We start from the raw sequence: 18,242 nt of genomic DNA on the forward strand, positions 1-18,242 counted from the left end.
GCGGCGCTCGAAGCCGGACGGCTGCGTCGCAATTTCCAAGGATACACGACCGACACATGCAGCACTCTCATAGGGCTCGGGGCATCGTCGATTTCGCGCTTTTCGGAAGGTTATGTCCAGAATGCGCCCGCGACCGCGGCTTATCAGCAGCGGATTGCAACCGGTGTTTTTCCGGGCACTCGTGGCTATCAGTTAAGCCCCGAAGACCAGCTGCGCGCTCGGGCGATCGAGGAGTTGATGTGTCGGTTCGCAGTGGATCTTGGCGATTTGAGCCAGGAGTTCGGCACCGATGCCCAGAAGCTGCTGCCTTGCCTGACGGAAATGGCCACGCGCTTCGCGCCATTCGCAAGGCTGACGGGAAAGCGCATCAGCATTGCACCGGAAGGTCGACCGTTAACACGGATGATCGCTTCGATTTTCGATCAGCATGTGCCGGAGGGGGTGCGCTATTCGCGCGCGTCGTAAAATGCCTGAGAGTCTTGGCGCACTTCCGGGCAAGCCAAGACGACCTCGCATCCCGAAGGCGGCTTAACCTTCTCCGTCGATCGACCGAGCCGGATTTCCCGCGAACTTCCGATGTGGCTGTCGGGGTCTGCAAAGTAGCCTCAAACGCCACCTTGGTAGCCACCGGGATGAGGGGACCTCGAAGTTCCCTCAAGCTCCGACAAGACCGCGCGCGTCGTCAAACCAGTTGCTGATCGCATCAATCGAGAACGGCAGGCGGCACCCGTATTCGCCCGTAAACGCGTCATAGGCGGGCCCGTTCAGACCATTGATACCGACGAGGACGGGAATGCCCCGCGAGATCGCCTCCGCGATAACCGGGCGAAACCCGCGTCCTTGGGCTTCCATTTTGCCGAACTTGTTCACCACGAGCAGATCGGCCCCGTCGGCGAGACTGCGCGACACCGCCGCGACGGAGGTCTCGAGCGCGGCGGGATCAAGACGGCATCCGCGAGATCCCGCGCCGAGTGCCTGAGAAATCGACAGAACGGGCCCATTGGGCAGGACCTGGATGTCCATGTCGCAAGCGTGGCTCTGGGGTCGATCGATATTGACCTGCACAACGCCACACACGCGAAGTCCGCGCGAAATCGTCTGTCGCGCAAATCGCGCCATCAGGAAGTCCGCGTCGCCCCGACCGGGGCTTTCGATAGCGGCAATGGGAAACATCTTTTGTCCTTTCCGTTCAATCCGCTGCAGCACTTAGGTGCGGAACATCCTCACCGAAAACACTGGCGCGGGTGATCGTGCAGTCAAGATCGGCAAGCACGCCGTCCTTGAGGCCATAGATTAGTCCGTGAACCTTGACTGGCTCGCCGGCGGCCCAAGCGCGCTGAAGTATTGGTGTCTCAGCGATACGCCGCACGCCCTCGATCACATTGAGCTCCGCCAGCCTGTCGCGTCGGGCCTCGATCTCGGCCAGTTGGCCAAGATCGATCGCGTAAGCGCGCGCCAGGCGACGAATGGGCTCGAGCCAGTGATCTGTCAGACCGCCCAGCATATCCTCGGTCGCCGCCTTGACCCCACCGCATCCGTAATGGCCGCAGACGATTATCTCGCGGATACCGAGGCTTTCGACGGCGAATTCGAGTGCGCTCAGCAGGTTCATGTCCGAGGAATGCACGACGTTGGCGACATTACGGTGGACGAAGACCTCGCCGGGATCGAGCCCGGCCACGACATTCGCAGGCACACGGCTGTCGGCGCAGCCGACCCAGAAAAACTCCGGGTTCTGGCGCGTCGCGAGCCGCGAGAAGTAGCTCGGCTCTTCGGCCTTGCGGCGTTCCGACCAGGTGCGGTTGCGCTTGAAGAGGTCACTCAGCATCGCGTTCGCCTTATGCCGCCAGCTCGACGCCGGAGACCTCCGCCCGGGCGGCCAAATCGCCAACGAAGCCGCGCACGGCGCGGGTCCATGCCGCCTTCTCCATCGCTTCGGCAATGCGCGGACGCACGGTCTCGTAGGGAAGCGGTGCACCTTCGGCCGCAGCATCGAGCCGGATCACGTGCCAGCCGAAGCGGCTCAGCACCGGCTCGGAGGTGATCTCCTCTTCGCGAAGTGCACGCAGGGCCTGCTCGAATTCAGGGACTGTATCGCCGGGCCCGAGCTGGCCGAGGAACCCGCCCTCGCCCCGAGATGAACAATCGCTGTTCTCCTTGGCCAAGCGCGCGAAGCTTTTCGGGTTCGCCACCGCCTCTTTCGCCAGAGTGCGCGCGCGGGCGGCCGTCGCCTCGCGCTGAGCCGCGTCGCGCGGGTCGCAAGCGATCAGGATATGGGCGGCTTCCCAGAGCGGCGGCGCGCGGAAACGGGTCGGGTCCCGCTCCCATTCGGCGCGGATCGCCTCCTCGGAGGGGACGGGAACCTCCACGGCATCTTCGAGAAGAGCACGAATGAGTGCCTCGTCCTCGGTCTCGGTTTGTCCCGGGGCGACTTCCTGCGGATCGGCGACAAGCGCACGCCGCGCCGCTTCCTGCAAGAGCAACGCCCGGATCGCGAGCGCATTTGCGGCCCGACGCCAGGCGATGCCGGGCTTCTTGCTCGGGCCGCTATGGTGTTGGGCTTCCGCGGCGATTGCCGCGGAAGGGATCGTCTGGCCGTTCACGACGACGTCGGGAAAGAGCGGTTTGGTCATGTTATTCACTCCGCAGCCGAGGGTTGCTTCGCCGCAACGATGCGCGGTTTCTTGACGACGGTGGCGTCGCGTTCCGGCAGAGCGGATGCGCGACGGGACCGCACGATCTGGTAGCCGGGGCGCAGCAGAAGGTAACGCAGCGGCGCGAAGATACCCGAGGCGATGTGAACGAGCCGCGTGAACGGGACCAGCAGGAAGATGGTCAGTCCGAGAACGATGTGCAGCTTGAACACGAGCGCCGCGCCCGCGACATAGTCGGCAGCGCCCGGCTGGAAGGTCCAGATCATCTGCGCCCAGGTCATGAACTTGACCATCTCGTGACCGTCGGCATGTTGCCAGCTGACCGGCACCGTTCCGAGCCCGAGCAGCAACTGCACCAGAAGCAGTGCAAGTATGCCGATATCGGCAAAGCTCGACGTCAGACGGATGCGCGGATCGGTCCAGCGACGATACATGAGCATCCCGCCGCCGATAAGCGCCATCACCCCGGCGATGCCGCCAGCGACCATGGCGAGGATCTGCTTGGCACCATGGCTGACATGCAGCATGTCGAAGACCCAGATCGGGGTCAGAAGCCCCACGAGGTGCCCTGCGAAGATCACCAGAACGCCGACGTGGAACAGGATCGATGCGATAACGAAGTGCCGCCGCCGCAGCATCTGGCTCGACGAGGTTTTCCACGTGAAGGGGTCACGTTCGTAACGGGCGATGGAGCCCAGGAACATCACGGACAGTGCGATATAGGGATAAATCCCGAAGAGAAACGTATTCATCTGTGCCTCCGTCATTCCGCCGCGGTCTTGGCGCGGCGCTGTGTGGGCGAGTCCATTTGCGCGAGCATGTCCCGCACTTGCGGGCAGCCGGCATTCGGGTCGGGACCGAAGGTCACCTCGGTTTCTTCCCAGATCTTGTCGATCTCCTCGAGATCGGTGGGGGACGGATCGGGCCGCGCGAGGATCTCGGCCACCGCGTCTTCGTCGGCCGTTGCACCGGACATCTGCACCAGGGCCTCGAACACCGCGGCATAGGCGCTTTCGCGTTTGGCCAGCCGTTCGCCGATCGCGGCGAGGATATGCGCTGCGTCGGCCAGCATATCGCTCGCCTTCTGCGCCGGTCGGGTCGACAGAAACTCCAGAAGAACCGGCAGGTGGTCGGGCAATTCGGTCGTCGCCGGTTCGAAACCGGCGGCGCGGTAGGTCTCGAGCAGATCGACCATGGCGCCTCCCCGGTCGCGGCTCTCGCCGTGGACATGCTCGAAGAGGTTGAGCGACAGGCTGCGCGAGCGGTCGAAGAGCATCACATAGGTCTCTTCGAGCGCGTAGATATCGCGTTCGCCGATTTCCTCGACGAGCGGCCGCAACGCGCGCCGCGCCGCAGCGGTCAACCGGGTTTCGGAGGCGAGAACGCCCCCGATTTCCGGCGCCGCGCGCTGCAGCTCGATCGTCGGATAGCTCAACAGGACCGAAAAGGCCTTGAGCGTGCGGTCATTGGGTTGATGCGCCATCACTGCACCTCCTGCGGCATCTTGAGCGGACGTTTCGACCCACCGAAGAGCGAACCCTTCGAGATGCCGGTCGAGCAGCCGTTGCAATCAGTGAACCCGGTCCCCGCGCGCAGGTCGTAGGCATCCTCGACCTGTTCGCGATGCGTGGTCGGGATCACGAAGCGATCTTCGTAGTCGGCAAGGGCCATGATCTTGTACATATCCTCGATCACCCGCCCCGAGAGGCCGACACGCGCCGCGATGCCTTCGTCGCGAACGCCGTCGACGGTCTTGGCACGCATGTAGGCCCGCATCGCCAGCATCCGCTCGAGCGCGTTCGCGATGGGCGCCTCGTCCCCAGCAGTCAGCATGTTGGCGAGATAGCGCAGCGGAATACGCAGGCTCTTCACGTCCGGCATCGCGCCATCCATGCCAATCGAGCCCGCCTCGGCGGCGTTCTGGATCGGCGAGAGCGGCGGAATATACCAGACCATCGGCAGCGTCCGGTATTCGGGATGCAGCGGGAAGGCGACCTTCCACTCCATCGCCATCTTCCAGATCGGGCTTTGCTGCGCCGACTTGATCCAGTCCTCGGGAATGCCATCGGCACGCGCGGCCTCGATCACTGCCGGATCGTTGGGGTCGAGGAAAACGTCCAGTTGCGCGTCGTAGAGCTGCTGCTCAGACGGCGCGTTCGCCGCCTTCTCGATCTTGTCGGCATCATAGAGCATGACGCCCAGATACCGGATGCGGCCCACGCAGGTCTCCGAGCACACGGTCGGGTTGCCGCTTTCGATCCGCGGATAGCACAGGGTGCATTTCTCGGATTTCCCAGTCGACCAGTTGTAATAGACCTTCTTGTAGGGGCAGCCCGAAACACACATCCGCCAGCCGCGGCACTTTTCCTGATCGATCAGGACGATGCCGTCTTCCTCGCGCTTGTAGATCGCGCCCGAGGGGCAGGACGCCGCGCAGGCCGGGTTGAGGCAATGCTCACACAGGCGCGGCAGGTACATCATGAAGGTGTTTTCGTATTCCCCGTAGATTTCCTTCTGGACGCCCTCGAAGTTGTAATCCTTCGAGCGTTTCGAGAATTCACCGCCGAGGATTTCCTCCCAGTTCGGGCCCTTTTCGATCTTCTCGATCCGCTCTCCGGTGATCTTCGAGCGCGGACGTGCGGTCGGAAACGCCTTCATTTCGGGCGCGTTGGCGAGGTGCTCGTAGTCGAAATCGAACGGCTCGTAATAGTCGTCGATCTCGGGCAGGTCAGGATTGGCGAAGATATTCGCCACGATCCGCCACTTCGACCCCTGCCGCGGCATCAGCTTGCCCGACGAGGTGCGTTTCCAGCCGCCGTTCCAGCGCTTCTGGTTCTCCCAGTCGGTCGGGTAGCCCGTGCCGGGCTTTGTTTCCACATTGTTGAACCAGGCGTATTCAACGCCATCGCGGCTGGTCCAGACGTTCTTGCAGGTCACGGAGCAGGTGTGACACCCGATGCATTTGTCGAGGTTCAGCACCATGCCGATTTGTGCGCGCACTCTCATTCTGCTGCCTCCTGGGTAGCGGGCTCATCGAGCCAGTCGATCTTCTTCATCTTGCGGACCACGACGAATTCGTCGCGGTTCGCACCAACGGTGCCGTAGTAGTTGAACCCGTAGGAAAGCTGGGCGTAGCCACCGATCATATGCGTGGGCTTGAGCGTGGCGCGGGTCACCGAGTTGTGGATGCCTCCGCGCAGGCCGGTCTTCTGCGAGCCGGGCGTGTTCACGATCTTCTCCTGGGCGTGATACATGAAGATCGTGCCTTCCTTCATCCGCTGCGAGACGACCGCGCGCGCGGTCAGGGCGCCGTTCACGTTGTACGCCTCGATCCAGTCGTTATCCTCGATCCCGGCTTTCCTGGCGTCGGTCTCGGAGATCCAGACCACTGGCCCGCCGCGGTTCAGCGTGAGCATCAGCAGGTTGTCCGAATAAGTGGAGTGGATGCCCCACTTCTGGTGCGGCGTGATGAAGTTGAGCACGACATGCTTCTCGTCGCCCGCGACCACCTCCTGCGTCACCGTCTTGAGGTCGACCGGCGGGCGATAGGACACGAAGCCCTCTCCGAAGGCACGCATCCAGAGGTGATCCTGATAGAGCTGCTGGCGGCCCGTCAGGGTGCGCCACGGGATCAGTTCGTGGACGTTGGTGTAGCCCGCATTGTAGCAGACATCCTCGCTCTCGATGCCCGACCAGGTCGGCGACGAGATGATCTTGCGCGGCTGCGCGGCGATGTCGCGGAAGCGGATCTTGGTGTGCTCCTGCCCCTCGGCGAGATGCTTGTGCGCGCGGCCCGTGGGCTTCTCGAGCGCTTCCCACGCCTTCACCGCCACCTCGCCGTTGGTTTCGGGGGCGAGCATCAGGATCACCTCGGCCGCATCGATATCCGTCACGATCTTCGCGCAACCCTTGGCGGGACCGTCTTCCCAGACACCGTTGAGCTTGCGCAGCGCCTCCACTTCGTGCTCGGTCTTCCAACCGATGCCCTTGCCGCCGTTGCCGAGCTTGTCGAGCAGCGGCCCCACCGCAACGAACCGATCATAGAGCGTGGTGTAGTCGCGCTCGACTGTGACGTAGTTCGGCGCGGTCTCCCCCGGGATCAGGTCGCACTCGCCCTTCTTCCAGTCTCGCACCTCCGGCTGGGCAAGTTCGCCCGCCGTGTCGTGCAGGATCGGAGCCTGAACGATGTCGGTCTCGACACCCAGAACCTCCGGCGCCACCTCCTGGAATTTCTTCGCGATCGCCTTGAAGATCTCCCAGTCGGACTTGCTCTCGTAGGCCGGGTCCACGGCCGCCTGCAGCGGGTGGATGAACGGGTGCATATCGGAGGTGTTGAGGTCGTTCTTCTCGTACCAGCTCGCCGTCGGCAGCACGACATCCGAGTAGACGGCCGTCGTCGACATCCGGAAGTCGATGCAGACCAGCAGGTCCAGCTTGCCTTCGGGTGCTTCGTCACGCCAGACGGCCTCGGTGGGCTTCGAGCCGCCCTCTTCGCCGAGATCCTTGCCGATCACGCCGTTATCGGTGCCCAGCAAGTGCTTGATGAAGTATTCATGCCCCTTGCCGCTGCTCCCGAGAAGGTTCGACCGCCACACGAACAGGTTGCGCATCCAGTTCTCGGGCGCGTCCGGGTCCTCGCAAGACATCTGCAAGTCGCCCGACTTGAGCTTCTCGGCTACGTAGTCCTTCGGATCCATCCCGGCGGCTTTCGCGGCTTTCGTGACCTCGAGCGGGTTGGTCTTGAGCTGCGGTGCCGAAGGCAGCCAGCCCATCCGTTCCGCGCGGATGTTGTAGTCGATCAGCGACACGTCCCAGTCGCCCTTGGGCGCCGTCGGCGAGAGAATTTCGCGCACACCCAGCGTCTCGTAGCGCCACTGGTCGGTATGAGCGTAGAAGGCCGACGTGCCGTTCATCTGCCGCGGCGGGCGCGACCAATCGAGGCCGAAGGCCAGCGGCAGCCAGCCGGTCTGCGGACGCAGCTTCTCCTGCCCCACGTAGTGGCTCCAGCCACCACCTTCCTGACCGACACAGCCGCACATCACCAGCAGGTTGATGATGCCGCGGTAGTTCATGTCCATGTGGTACCAGTGGTTCAGACCGGCCCCGAGGATCACCATGGACTTGCCATGCGTCTTCTCGGCATTGGTCGCGAACTCGCGGGCCACGGCGATGATCTTGTCGGCCGACACGCCCGTGATCTTCTCCGCCCAGGCGGGGGTGTAAGGCAGGTCATCGGCGAAATCGTGACTCACCCAGTCGCCGCCCAACCCCCGGTCGAGACCGTAATTGGCACAGAGCAGGTCGAACACGGTGGCGACCATGGCCTCGCGGCCATCTGCGAGCGTGACCTTCTTCACCGGCACGTTGCGAGTGAGCACCTCGGGATGCTGGCACTTGACGAAATTCTCGGTGGCCGCGCCGCCGAAATAGGGGAAATCGACCCCGACCACCTCATCGTGGTCCTCTTCCATCACCTGGCTCAGGCGCAGACGCGTTTCGCCCGCACCGGCGCGGTCCTCGAGGTTCCATTTGCCCTCTTCGCCCCAGCGGAACCCGATCGATCCGTTGGGCACGACCAGATTGCCGGAGGTTTCGTCATGGGCGACAGTTTTCCAGTCGGGGTTATTCGCCTCGCCCAACGCGCCATCGAGATCGGACGCACGCAGCAGCTTGCCGGGGACGTGCCGGCCGTCCTGCTCGTCGAGCACCACCAGCATCGGCATGTCCGAATAGCGCCGCGCGTAATCCTCGAAATACTCGGCCTGCCGGTCGAGGTGATATTCGCGCAGGATCACGTGCCCCATCGCCATGGCGAGCGCACTGTCCGTGCCCTGCTTCGGGTTGAGCCAGATGTCACCGAACTTGGAGGCTTCCGAGTAGTCGGGGCAGATCACGGCGGATTTGGTGCCACGATAGCGGGCCTCGGTGTAGAAATGCGCGTCCGGCGTGCGAGTCTGCGGGACGTTCGAGCCCCAAATCAACAGGAAGCCCGCGTTATACCAGTCGGCCGATTCCGGCACGTCGGTCTGCTCGCCCCAGGTCTGCGGCGAGGCAGGCGGAAGGTCGCAGTACCAGTCGTAGAAGGACAGGCAGGTACCCCCCAGCAGCGAGAGGTAGCGCGCGCCGGCGGCGTAGCTGACCATCGACATCGCGGGGATCGGCGAGAAGCCGAAGACGCGGTCGGGGCCATAGGTCTTCGCGGTATAGGCATTGGCGGTCGCCGCGATCTCGGTGGCCTCGTCCCAGCTTGCGCGGACGAAACCTCCCTTGCCGCGCGCCTTGGTGTATTCGGCGCGCAGCACGGGATCGCTCTGGATCGAACTCCAGGCTTCGATCGGCGACTTCGTCTTGCGCATCTCGCGCCACATTTTCAGCAGCTTGCCGCGCACCATCGGGTGCTTCATCCGCGCGGCGGAATAGAGATACCAGCTGTAGGAGGCGCCGCGGGCACAGCCGCGCGGTTCGTGGTTGGGCAATCCGGGACGCGTGCGCGGGTAATCGGTCTGCTGGGTCTCCCATGTCACGATCCCCGACTTCACGTAGATCTTCCAACTGCAAGACCCGGTGCAGTTCACCCCATGGGTCGAGCGGACGATCTTGTCGTGACGCCAGCGGGACCGATAGGTCTCTTCCCATTTACGGTCCTCGCGGGTCACCTGCCCGTGGCCGTCGGAGAACTGCTCCAACTCCTTGGATTGCAGGAAATTAAGTCTGTCGAGCAAGTGGCTCATGTCGCGTCTCCTTGCGGAAATGGGTTTTAAGCGCGCGCCGCGGGACGACACGGCGCGCGCCGGTAGTGTCAGCAGGGAACGGAGGCGCCCTTGCGGCTGTAGAAGAACCAGGTCACCACCACGCAGATTGCGTAGAAGATCATGAAGCCCCACAGAGCTGCGTTGGGAGCGCCGGTCAGGCTGATCGACGTGCCGTAGAATTTCGGGATGAAGAAGGCGCCGTAGGCCGCGATCGCCGAGGTGAAGGCGATGATCGCCGAGCTCTCGAGCTCCGATTGCTTGAGCGTGGCGGCCGCGTCGAGATGCGGGTTCAGACGCGGCACTTCCTGACGCATGATCGAGGGGATCATCTGGAAGGTCGAGGCATTGCCCACGCCGGTCAGGAAGAACAGCGCCATGAAGCAGGCGAAGAAGCCCCAGAAGCTACCGGCGTCACCCGCCGAGGGCAGGAACTGCAGCACACCCCAGACGGCGACGATCATTCCGACGAAGGTCCAGAAGGTCACGCGACCGCCACCGAACTTGTCGGAAATCCAACCCGTGCCGGCCCGGCTCAGCGCGCCCACGAGAGGCCCGAGGAAGGCGAATTGCAGCACGTCCACTTCGGGAAACTGCGTCTTCATGAGCAGCGGGAAGCCCGCGGAATAGCCGATGAAACTTCCGAACGTGCCGGTGTAGAGCACGCACATCACCCAGTTGTGGAAGCGCGAGAAGATCACCGATTGCTGTTTGAACGAAGCGCTGGCCGATGCGATGTCGTTCATTCCGAACCATGCCGCGATCGCCGAAAGAACGATGAAGGGCACCCAGACGAAGCCGGCGTTCTGCAGGAAAAGCTCACCCCCTGCCGACAATTGCTGCGGCGCGCCGCCGAGGGAGCCGAAGACGCCCGTGGTGATCACGATCGGCACGACGAACTGCATCACCGAGACACCCGCATTGCCGAGGCCCGCATTGAGAGCCAGCGCGTTCCCCTTGGTCTTCTTGGGGTAGAAATATGCGATATTGGCCATCGAGGAGGCGAAGTTTCCGCCACCGAAACCGCAGAGCAGCGCGAGCAGCAGGAAGACGACATAGGGAGTCTCGGGATTCTGCACCGCGAACCCGATACCGAGCGCGGGCAGCAGCAGCGTCGCGGTCGAGAACGCCGTCCATTTGCGTCCGCCGAAGATCGGGATCATGAAACTGTAGAAAATGCGCAGGGTCGCGCCCGACAGCCCGGGCAGTGCCGCCAGCCAGAACAGCTGTCCGGTCGAGTAGTCGAAGCCGATCGCGGGAAGCTTGGCGACGACGACGGACCACACCATCCAGACCGAGAAGGCGAGGAGAAGGGCAGGAATCGAGATCCACAGGTTGCGGGTGGCGATTGCGTGCCCGCGGGTTTTCCAGAACTCCGGATCCTCGGGACGCCAGTCGGTCAGCACGTATCCGCTCTGACCTGAAGTTGCTATTGTCGTGGCCATTGGAGTGGCTCCTTGAGAAATGTGCGAGGGGAGAAGACGGGCTACCCGATGGACAGCCCGTCACGAGCATCAGGGCATCGACTTCGCGAACGGCTCGTCGGGCACGTCGGAGAGGTACTTCTCTCCTTTGAGGCCGGGGTGCCGGGCGTGTTCCATGCGGCGAATGGCGACGTGCATCCAGATCACCGAGACGAGGACCAGCACGAAGAGAAGCATGAAGGGCGCCGTCCAGACACCTGTCCGATCGAGGAGGAAGCCGAAGCTGATGGGCAGGAAGAAACCGCCCAGTCCCCCGATCATGCCGACGAGACCGCCGACGGCTCCCACATGATGCGGATAGTAAACCGGGATGTGCTTGTAGACCGCCGCTTTCCCGAGGCTCATCACGAAGCCGAGGATCACGGTCATGACCATGAACATCGTCGCGTTGAGACCGAAGGTGAACGAGATCGGGCTGTGGATGCCCACGACCGTGTAGCTGGTCTCGGGGTAGCTCATCACGAACAGCAGCACGAGCGAGACGAGGAAGGTCAGATACATCACGAAGCGTGCGCCCCATTTATCCGACATCCAACCACCGAGGGCGCGGAACACGGACCCGGGCAGGGAGTAGAAGCCAGCGAAGACGCCGGCCGTCGTGAGCGGCAGCCCGTAAGCGCCGACGTAATAGCGCGGCAGGAACGAGGCGAGCGCGACAAAGCCGCCGAAGACGAAGAAATAGTAGATGGCGAAGCGCCAGACCTGGATATTCTTGAGCGGCGCGAGTTGGTCGCCTGCCGAGACCGGCTTGGCCCCGGTCTTCTTGCGTTCCTGCTGCACCGGGTCGGTCTTCGAGGTCAGGTAGAAAACCACCGCCGTCGCGGCGAGAACCAGAGCGTAGACTTTCGCAGTGCCTTCCCAACCGAGCGCGACGACGAGGAACGGCGCGGCGAAGTTCGTCACCGCGGCTCCGACGTTTCCCGCACCGAAGATGCCCAAGGCAGTGCCCTGACGCTCTTTCTCGAACCAGCGAGACGTGTAGGCGACGCCCACGATGAAGGACCCGCCAGCGAGGCCGAGCCCGAGCGCCGCGATAAGGAATACCTCGTAGCTGTGAACCGTGGCCAGCAGCCAGACGGCGACAGCGGTGATGAGCATCTGCAGCGGAAACATGATCCGGCCACCGAACTGCTCGGTCCAGACGCCAAGGAAGATACGGCTGATTGACCCGGTCAGAACCGGCGTCGCGACCAGCAGCCCGAATTGGGTATCGGACAACCCGAGCTCTTGTTTGATCTTCACGCCGATGATCGAGAAGATCGTCCAGACCGCGAAGCAGACGGTGAAGGCGAATGTGCTGAGCCCCAGTGCCCGATATTGGTCCGAGCGCGTGACTCCTTCGAGTGTATGCATTGTCTCTCTCCGAAGTTTGGCCGACGTGAACCGCCGGTCCGGTTGCGGACAGATCAACAGGGAGGGAGACTGGAACTGGTTGATCGAAATCAAACCGTTAAGCATGAAGGGTCAAAATAAATCAGCGGGCGGCAAGCATCATGCCTGCAAAAAACGCATATCAATACGATCGCGGACAGGTGACAATCGACGGCTTGATATTTATCAAGCTAAATATGTCAGGCACGATGAGAGGTGAAACATGGCCATCCGTTTGAGCGACGACGAAGCCAGCGAGATTCGCAACCTCCAACTCTTCTCCGGAATGGATGACGAGAACTTTTCCGCATTGATCCGCGGGGCCTATGTGCAGAATTTCCCTCCGCAGATCGAGCTGTTCACCGAGGGCGAAACGAGCGATTTCCTTCACGTCGTCACCGGCGGATCGGTGGAACTGTTCGCGACATGGAACGGGCGCGAGACGACAATGGCGACCTTGCAGCCTGTCTCGACCTTCATCGTCGCGGCGACCGTCAAAGCGGCGCCCTACCTGATGTCCGCGCGCACGCTCGAGAAATCGCGTGTCATTTTGGTGCCCTCGGAGGACGTGCGCGCGATCTTCGACGCCGACCCGACATTCGCGCGTAACGTGGTAACCGAATTAGCACAGGGGTATCGAGGCGTTGTACGTGATGCAAAAAACCTCAAGCTTCGCACTTCGCTCGAGCGTCTCGCCAACTACCTCGTCCATCGTCATTCATGTGCGGAAAAGGAAGATGTCTTTGAGCTTGGAATAGAGAAGCGCCGACTGGCCGCGTATCTGGGCATGACACCCGAAAATCTGAGCCGCTCCATTCGGCAGTTGGAGCCCTATGGTGTAAAAATCGATGGAAGCCGTGTCACGATCATCGATGCGAAAGATCTTCGCGCTTTCGCCAAGCCCTCGCCGCTTATAGACGACCCTTGCGTCTGAGGTTCAGCCACGCAAACCACTTTTCTCGATTTTTCGCAGCTGTGGCACCTCGCTTTGATAAGTTGAAGGTGCGCGATGAAACCTATGATGCGCTTCTCGTTCGAGCGGCGCGAATCTGTCGCGGTCGCTGCTCAAAAGCGGCAGCGGCCGCAGAATTATCTTCTTTCTGTTACCCCAATCGTTGCTGAGAGATCGTGCTCAAGATCACCTGGTCACTTGAACATGGGGTCCCGCAACAGACGGTAGGTTAGCCTCTTCGGAGATACGCACTCTCCTCACTTGAGAGGGCCACCAAATCCGATTTTCGAGCGCAAACTTTGCCTTCGAGATAATAAAATGTTCAGTGTTCAGTTGTAGCTGACCTATTCCGGATTCTGGAGAGTCGAAGAGCAAGCGTACGGAAAGCAACTCGACCGCATTTTGGATCGGTGACCTGGCCCCGGCGAAGTGCAAGCTACGCGGAACAGAGGTGATCGATCAGCTCTTTGCGATAAACGTCATCCAAGAGCGTGCCCGGTCGCAGGACAAGGTCAGCACGCTCCGACCTTAGCCAATCAGCGCTAAAGCCTTTCATCACGAGTACGCGCGCTAAGTGTTCGCAATTCTCTTTGCTGAGGCTACTCGTTTTCGGCTCGGTCAGCGCAAGGCAACGATTCGTAATATTGATGATCTTTCTTTCCTCTTCTCTTTCGACTTCGAATACTTGGTTTCGGACTCCGCTCGAGACCAACTCATCCGGTACTGTTCCGGTTAAGCGAAGTCGTATTCCTTCAAGCCATCCCGCTTCCTGAAACCGGAAATCGAGATAGACAAAATCTGCGTCATGCATCTGCTGCTCCTATTTTGGGAGCACGCGTTATCATGAGCTATGCGTCGATGTCTACAGGGCAGGAACGCATGGCCGGCGCGCAACATACGCCAGAATATAGAGCGCTGATTAGAGCTTTGGTTGAGCTTCGAGCTCAGCACAGGCTTTCGCAGACGGACTTGGCTGTCCGTTTGGGGCGTAATCGTTCGTACATCGCAAAAGTCGAACTCTGCGAGCGTCGCCTCGACGTCATTGAGCTCTGCGTGTGGCTGAGCGCTCTGAACGTCGAAGCGTCTGAGTTTATAAGAGTTCACTGCTCGAATCTGCCGGCGCGAATGCCCGAGGCATCAGGCCCGCAAACGTAAGATAAAAGTTCGAACCTAACTTGGCTTTTCGTCCGCATAAACTGCGGTCGTGGGGCAGTTTGTGTGGCAAAATCTGCCCGAAAAAAGAGAAAAGCCCGAAAAACCGAAGTTTTCCGAGCTTTTTCACTTGATTTTGGTGCCCAGGAGAGGACTCGAACCTCCACGCCTTGCGGCACACGGACCTGAACCGTGCGCGTCTACCAATTCCGCCACCTGGGCAGGTGTCGTGGAGCGCGAGATACAGAGCGGCGCTGGGACTGTCAACGGGGATCGACACGAAAAATTCGCAAGCTTTCACTCTTCGGGTCTTTGGCCTTGTTCCCGCGGGGGCGAGGCGGTAATCAAAGGACGAAATTCTTGCAAGGAAAGGCCTCTGCCCATGTCCAAGCTGGTTACGATCTACGGCGGTTCGGGGTTCGTCGGGCGGTATATCGCGCGGCGCATGGCAAAGGACGGTTGGCGGATTCGCGTTGCGGTCCGGCGTCCGAACGAGGCGCTCTTCGTCAAACCCTACGGTGCGGTCGGGCAAGTCGAGCCGGTCTTCTGTAACATTCGCGATGATGCCAGCGTGCGCGCGGCGATGCAGGGCGCGGATGCGGTGATCAACTGCGTCGGCATCCTGGTGAACGAAGGCAAGAACAAGTTCGGGGCGGTGCAGGCCGAAGGCGCAGGCCGCGTGGCACGTATCGCAGCAGAGATGAACGTGCCGAAACTGGTGCAGATCTCGGCCATTGGCGCCGATCCGGACAGCCCCAGCGAATATGCCCGCACCAAGGCTGCGGGCGAGAAAGCGGTTCTGGAGGCCTATCCGCAGGCCGTGATCCTGCGTCCCTCGATCATTTTCGGCAACGAGGACGGTTTCTTCAACAAGTTCGCCTCGATGGCGCGCTTCACCCCGATCCTTCCGATCACCGGTGGCAAGACCAAGTTCCAGCCGGTCTTCGTCGACGATGTCGCGAAGGTGGCGGTCATGGGCGCCGACGGGAAAGTCGCGCCCGGCATCTATGAACTCGGCGGGCCGGATGTAGAAACCTTCCACGACCTGATGAAGCAGATGCTGGCAGTGATCCACCGTCGTCGGCTCGTGCTGTCGCTGCCGCGCTGGATCGCAAGCATCATGGGCGGCGTCTTCGATCTGGGCCAGGCCGTCACCGGCGGGCTGTTCACCAACCGCATCCTCACGCGCGATCAGGTGAAGAACCTGCAGGCTGACAATGTCGTGTCCGAGGGGGCGAAAGGCTTCTCCGATCTCGGAATCCATCCTATGGCAATGGAAGCCGTGATGCCCGGCTACCTGTGGCGCTTCCGTCCCGGTGGCCAGTATGACGACATCAAGGCTTCCGCGAAGAACCTTCGCAAGACCTGACCCACCTCCAAGCGTCGCGTGCGGCGCAGTTCTGACATAGGCGGTATTCTTGAGCTATCTGAACGATGTTCTGCTCGGTGTGATCGAAGGGATCACCGAGTTCCTCCCGATTTCGAGCACTGGCCACCTCATTCTCGCCGAACATTGGCTCGGTACGCGCTCGGATACCTACAATATCGTCATTCAGGCCGGGGCGATCCTCGCCGTCACGCTGATCTACTGGCGCCGCCTGATGGAACTGCTGTTCAACTGGCGCGATCCTGATAACCGCGACTATTTGGCGAAGCTGACCGTTGCCTTCCTGATTACGGCCGTTCTGGGCCTGATCGTAAAGAAGATGGGCTTCGAGTTGCCGACGGCCATTCAGCCAGTCGCCTGGGCGCTGGTGATCGGCGGCTTCTGGATGCTCTTTGCCGAGCGGGTCGCGGATCGTCAGCCCGATAGCAGCCACGTCTTCTGGCGTGTCGCGATCGCAGTCGGGATCGCGCAGATCGTGGCCGGGGTCTTTCCGGGCACCTCGCGTTCCGCCACGACGATCTTCGTAGCGATGCTTCTGGGCACCTCGAACCGCGCGGCCGCGACGGAATTCGCCTTCCTCGTCGGCATCCCCACCATGTATGCGGCGAGCGGTTACGAATTGCTCAAACAGTTCAAGGACGGGGCCGGCGGCAACGAGGACTGGACCGCGCTCAGCGTTGCCTTCATCGTCTCGACAATCACGGCCTTTGTCGCGGTGAAATGGCTCCTTGGCTACATTCAGGGGCACCGTTTCACCATCTTCGCGATCTACCGGATCATCTTCGGTGGGCTCTTGCTGAGCCTCGCGGCGGTCGGTGTGCTAGGCTGACGAAGCGCGAATCGCTTTTTGGCGGTGCGTCATCTTCAGGAAAATCAGGGAAAAGCCGCAATAACGTAAACTAAGCTGACCTAGTTTGAGTGATTTTGAGGGGCCTTCTCGCGCACCTCACACAAAAAACGCACATTTAGGTCAGCCTTGCTTACTTTTATTGCTGCGGCAAGCGGTGTAGTCATGCGCACCCACCGGTTTTCTAGGGAGGCGCCACAATGGCCAAGCAACCGATGCTCAAGTTCGTCAAGACGGCGAAAGAGATGCCTCAGAAGCGCGACGCGAACGTGCGCTCCCATGATTTCAACGAAATCTATCGCGAATACGCGGACGAGAAGGCTGCCGAGCAGGCGAGCCGCTGCAGCCAGTGCGGCGTGCCGTATTGCCACACGCATTGCCCGCTCCATAACAACATCCCCGACTGGCTGCGCCTGACCGCCGAAGGCCGTCTGCAGGAAGCCTACGAGATGTCGCAGGCGACCAATACCTTCCCGGAAATCTGCGGTCGCATCTGCCCGCAGGATCGTCTGTGCGAAGGCAACTGCGTGATCGAACAGTCGGGCCACGGCACCGTCACCATCGGCGCGGTCGAGAAATACATCACCGACACCGCTTTCGACATGGGCTGGGTGAAGCCGATCAAACCGGCGACCGAGCGTGCCGAAAGCGTCGGCATCATCGGCGCGGGTCCGGGCGGCCTGGCAGCGGCCGACATGCTGCGTCGCGCAGGCGTTCAGGTCACCGTCTATGACCGCTACGACCGCGCGGGCGGCCTGATGACTTACGGCATCCCCGGCTTCAAGCTCGAGAAAGACATCGTCATGCAGCGCGTGAAGCAGCTGGAAGATGGCGGCGTCGAATTCGTGCTGAACTGCAATGTCGGCACCGACATCTCCTTCGACGCGATCCGCGGAAAGCATGACGCGGTTTTGATCGCGACGGGCGTCTACAAGACGCGCGAACTGACCGACGAGGGTGCAGACGCCGCCGGCATCGTGCGCGCGATCGACTATCTCACCGCCTCGAACCGCAAGAGCTTCGGCGACGACGTACCGGAATTCGAGGACGGCACGCTAAACGCCAAGGACAAGCGCGTCCTCGTCATCGGCGGCGGCGACACCGCGATGGACTGCGTGCGCACCGCGATCCGTCAGGGCGCCACTTCGGTGAAATGTCTCTATCGCCGCGACCGCGCCAACATGCCGGGCTCGCAGCGCGAAGTGCAGAATGCCGAGGAAGAAGGCGTGGAATTCGTCTGGCTCTCCGCACCGGCCGGCTTCTCGGGCAATCCCGTCACCAACTGCTCGGTGCAGCGGATGCGTCTGGGCGCTCCGGACAAGTCGGGCCGTCAGAGCCCCGAGAAGATCGAGGGCGGCATCTATGACGAAGAGGCCGACCTGGTGATCAAGGCGCTCGGTTTCGAGCCCGAAGACCTGCCCGGCGCGTGGGACGCCGACGATCTGGAAACGACCCGCTGGGGCACCGTGAAGGCCGAGTTCGGCACCCACGCGACCTCGATCCCCGGCGTCTACGCGGTCGGCGACATCGTGCGCGGTGCTAGCCTCGTTGTCTGGGCGATCCGCGACGGGCGCGAAGCGGCTGGCTCGATCCTGAGCTATCTCGAAAACGTGGCGGCGGTGGCAGCGGAGTGATCCGCGCCCTGT

The 18,242-nt window shown here is 61.8% G+C and carries 14 protein-coding genes, 1 tRNA gene and 1 pseudogene; 5 read left to right on the plus strand and 11 right to left on the minus strand.

The window, feature by feature from the left end:
• Positions 1-465: pseudogene (locus B6V74_RS16780) on the plus strand (coproporphyrinogen III oxidase); the annotation flags it as partial.
• 189 nt (positions 466-654) lie between these two features.
• Here B6V74_RS16780 and B6V74_RS16785 read toward each other — a convergent pair.
• The 9 genes from B6V74_RS16785 to B6V74_RS19180 all read right to left on the minus strand — a co-directional run bounded on the left by B6V74_RS16785 (position 655) and on the right by B6V74_RS19180 (position 12,240).
• The gene (locus B6V74_RS16785; RefSeq protein ID WP_240497134.1) at positions 655-1,206 is read right to left on the minus strand and encodes a DUF2478 domain-containing protein; all 552 of its coding nucleotides are present in this window, start codon (positions 1,204-1,206) and stop codon (positions 655-657) included.
• Positions 1,190-1,828 (minus strand): carbonic anhydrase, encoded by a 639-nt coding sequence (locus B6V74_RS16790; protein WP_075777296.1) that lies wholly within the window; start codon positions 1,826-1,828, stop codon positions 1,190-1,192. The genes B6V74_RS16785 and B6V74_RS16790 overlap by 17 nt, the downstream gene beginning before the upstream one ends.
• Before the next feature lie 10 nt (positions 1,829-1,838).
• Positions 1,839-2,633, minus strand: a complete 795-nt coding sequence (locus B6V74_RS16795) for a peptidylprolyl isomerase (RefSeq protein ID WP_088723469.1) — start codon at positions 2,631-2,633, stop codon at positions 1,839-1,841.
• Positions 2,634-2,638: 5 nt separating this feature from the next.
• The gene (gene narI / locus B6V74_RS16800) at positions 2,639-3,406 is read right to left on the minus strand and encodes a respiratory nitrate reductase subunit gamma (protein WP_088723470.1); all 768 of its coding nucleotides are present in this window, start codon (positions 3,404-3,406) and stop codon (positions 2,639-2,641) included.
• A gap of 11 nt (positions 3,407-3,417) precedes the next feature.
• A complete protein-coding gene (gene narJ / locus B6V74_RS16805; protein WP_088723471.1) occupies positions 3,418-4,137 on the minus strand; it encodes a nitrate reductase molybdenum cofactor assembly chaperone in 720 nt (239 codons plus the stop codon).
• Complete coding sequence (gene narH, locus B6V74_RS16810) at positions 4,137-5,660, minus strand: nitrate reductase subunit beta (RefSeq protein ID WP_088723472.1); 1,524 nt, start codon at positions 5,658-5,660, stop codon at positions 4,137-4,139. Before narH ends, narJ begins: the two co-directional genes overlap by 1 nt.
• Entirely contained in the window at positions 5,657-9,385 is a 3,729-nt protein-coding gene (locus B6V74_RS16815) for a nitrate reductase subunit alpha (protein ID WP_088723473.1), read from the minus strand. Before B6V74_RS16815 ends, narH begins: the two co-directional genes overlap by 4 nt.
• A gap of 68 nt (positions 9,386-9,453) precedes the next feature.
• Entirely contained in the window at positions 9,454-10,848 is a 1,395-nt protein-coding gene (locus B6V74_RS19175) for a NarK family nitrate/nitrite MFS transporter (protein WP_088723474.1), read from the minus strand.
• Positions 10,849-10,917: 69 nt separating this feature from the next.
• Positions 10,918-12,240, minus strand: a complete 1,323-nt coding sequence (locus tag B6V74_RS19180; protein WP_075777303.1) for a nitrate/nitrite transporter — start codon at positions 12,238-12,240, stop codon at positions 10,918-10,920.
• Positions 12,241-12,481: 241 nt separating this feature from the next.
• Between B6V74_RS19180 and B6V74_RS16830 the strand changes: the two genes are divergently transcribed.
• Positions 12,482-13,192 carry a cyclic nucleotide-binding domain-containing protein gene (locus B6V74_RS16830; protein ID WP_088723475.1) on the plus strand — a complete coding sequence of 237 codons (711 nt, stop codon included), beginning with the start codon at positions 12,482-12,484 and terminating at the stop codon, positions 13,190-13,192.
• A 454-nt stretch (positions 13,193-13,646) separates the two neighbouring features.
• Here the strand turns inward: B6V74_RS16830 and B6V74_RS16835 are convergent, their stop codons facing one another.
• Positions 13,647-14,021 (minus strand): hypothetical protein, encoded by a 375-nt coding sequence (locus B6V74_RS16835; protein ID WP_088723476.1) that lies wholly within the window; start codon positions 14,019-14,021, stop codon positions 13,647-13,649.
• A 478-nt stretch (positions 14,022-14,499) separates the two neighbouring features.
• A tRNA-Leu gene (locus B6V74_RS16845) sits at positions 14,500-14,584 on the minus strand.
• Positions 14,585-14,744: 160 nt separating this feature from the next.
• Between B6V74_RS16845 and B6V74_RS16850 the strand changes: the two genes are divergently transcribed.
• From B6V74_RS16850 to B6V74_RS16860, 3 genes are all read left to right on the plus strand, one after another.
• A complete protein-coding gene (locus B6V74_RS16850; RefSeq protein ID WP_075775166.1) occupies positions 14,745-15,731 on the plus strand; it encodes a complex I NDUFA9 subunit family protein in 987 nt (328 codons plus the stop codon).
• A 49-nt stretch (positions 15,732-15,780) separates the two neighbouring features.
• Positions 15,781-16,578, plus strand: coding sequence for an undecaprenyl-diphosphate phosphatase (locus B6V74_RS16855; RefSeq protein ID WP_088723477.1), 798 nt, complete (start codon positions 15,781-15,783; stop codon positions 16,576-16,578).
• A 218-nt stretch (positions 16,579-16,796) separates the two neighbouring features.
• Positions 16,797-18,230 carry an NAD(P)-dependent oxidoreductase gene (locus tag B6V74_RS16860; protein ID WP_088723478.1) on the plus strand — a complete coding sequence of 478 codons (1,434 nt, stop codon included), beginning with the start codon at positions 16,797-16,799 and terminating at the stop codon, positions 18,228-18,230.
• The last annotated feature ends 12 nt before the right edge of the window (positions 18,231-18,242 follow it).

Source organism: Thioclava sp. F42-5 (assembly GCF_002213195.1).
In the GTDB taxonomy this organism is placed as follows: domain Bacteria; phylum Pseudomonadota; class Alphaproteobacteria; order Rhodobacterales; family Rhodobacteraceae; genus Thioclava; species Thioclava nitratireducens.

Coding starts and splice junctions, on each gene's coding strand:
- B6V74_RS19175 (WP_088723474.1), bottom strand. CDS start 10,848: ATGGCCACGACAATAGCAACTTCAGGTCAGAGCGGATACGTGCTGACC.
- narI (WP_088723470.1), bottom strand. CDS start 3,406: ATGAATACGTTTCTCTTCGGGATTTATCCCTATATCGCACTGTCCGTG.
- B6V74_RS16830 (WP_088723475.1), top strand. CDS start 12,482: ATGGCCATCCGTTTGAGCGACGACGAAGCCAGCGAGATTCGCAACCTC.
- B6V74_RS16850 (WP_075775166.1), top strand. CDS start 14,745: ATGTCCAAGCTGGTTACGATCTACGGCGGTTCGGGGTTCGTCGGGCGG.
- B6V74_RS16795 (WP_088723469.1), bottom strand. CDS start 2,633: ATGACCAAACCGCTCTTTCCCGACGTCGTCGTGAACGGCCAGACGATC.
- narJ (WP_088723471.1), bottom strand. CDS start 4,137: ATGGCGCATCAACCCAATGACCGCACGCTCAAGGCCTTTTCGGTCCTG.
- B6V74_RS16815 (WP_088723473.1), bottom strand. CDS start 9,385: ATGAGCCACTTGCTCGACAGACTTAATTTCCTGCAATCCAAGGAGTTG.
- narH (WP_088723472.1), bottom strand. CDS start 5,660: ATGAGAGTGCGCGCACAAATCGGCATGGTGCTGAACCTCGACAAATGC.
- B6V74_RS16790 (WP_075777296.1), bottom strand. CDS start 1,828: ATGCTGAGTGACCTCTTCAAGCGCAACCGCACCTGGTCGGAACGCCGC.
- B6V74_RS19180 (WP_075777303.1), bottom strand. CDS start 12,240: ATGCATACACTCGAAGGAGTCACGCGCTCGGACCAATATCGGGCACTG.
- B6V74_RS16860 (WP_088723478.1), top strand. CDS start 16,797: ATGGCCAAGCAACCGATGCTCAAGTTCGTCAAGACGGCGAAAGAGATG.
- B6V74_RS16835 (WP_088723476.1), bottom strand. CDS start 14,021: ATGCATGACGCAGATTTTGTCTATCTCGATTTCCGGTTTCAGGAAGCG.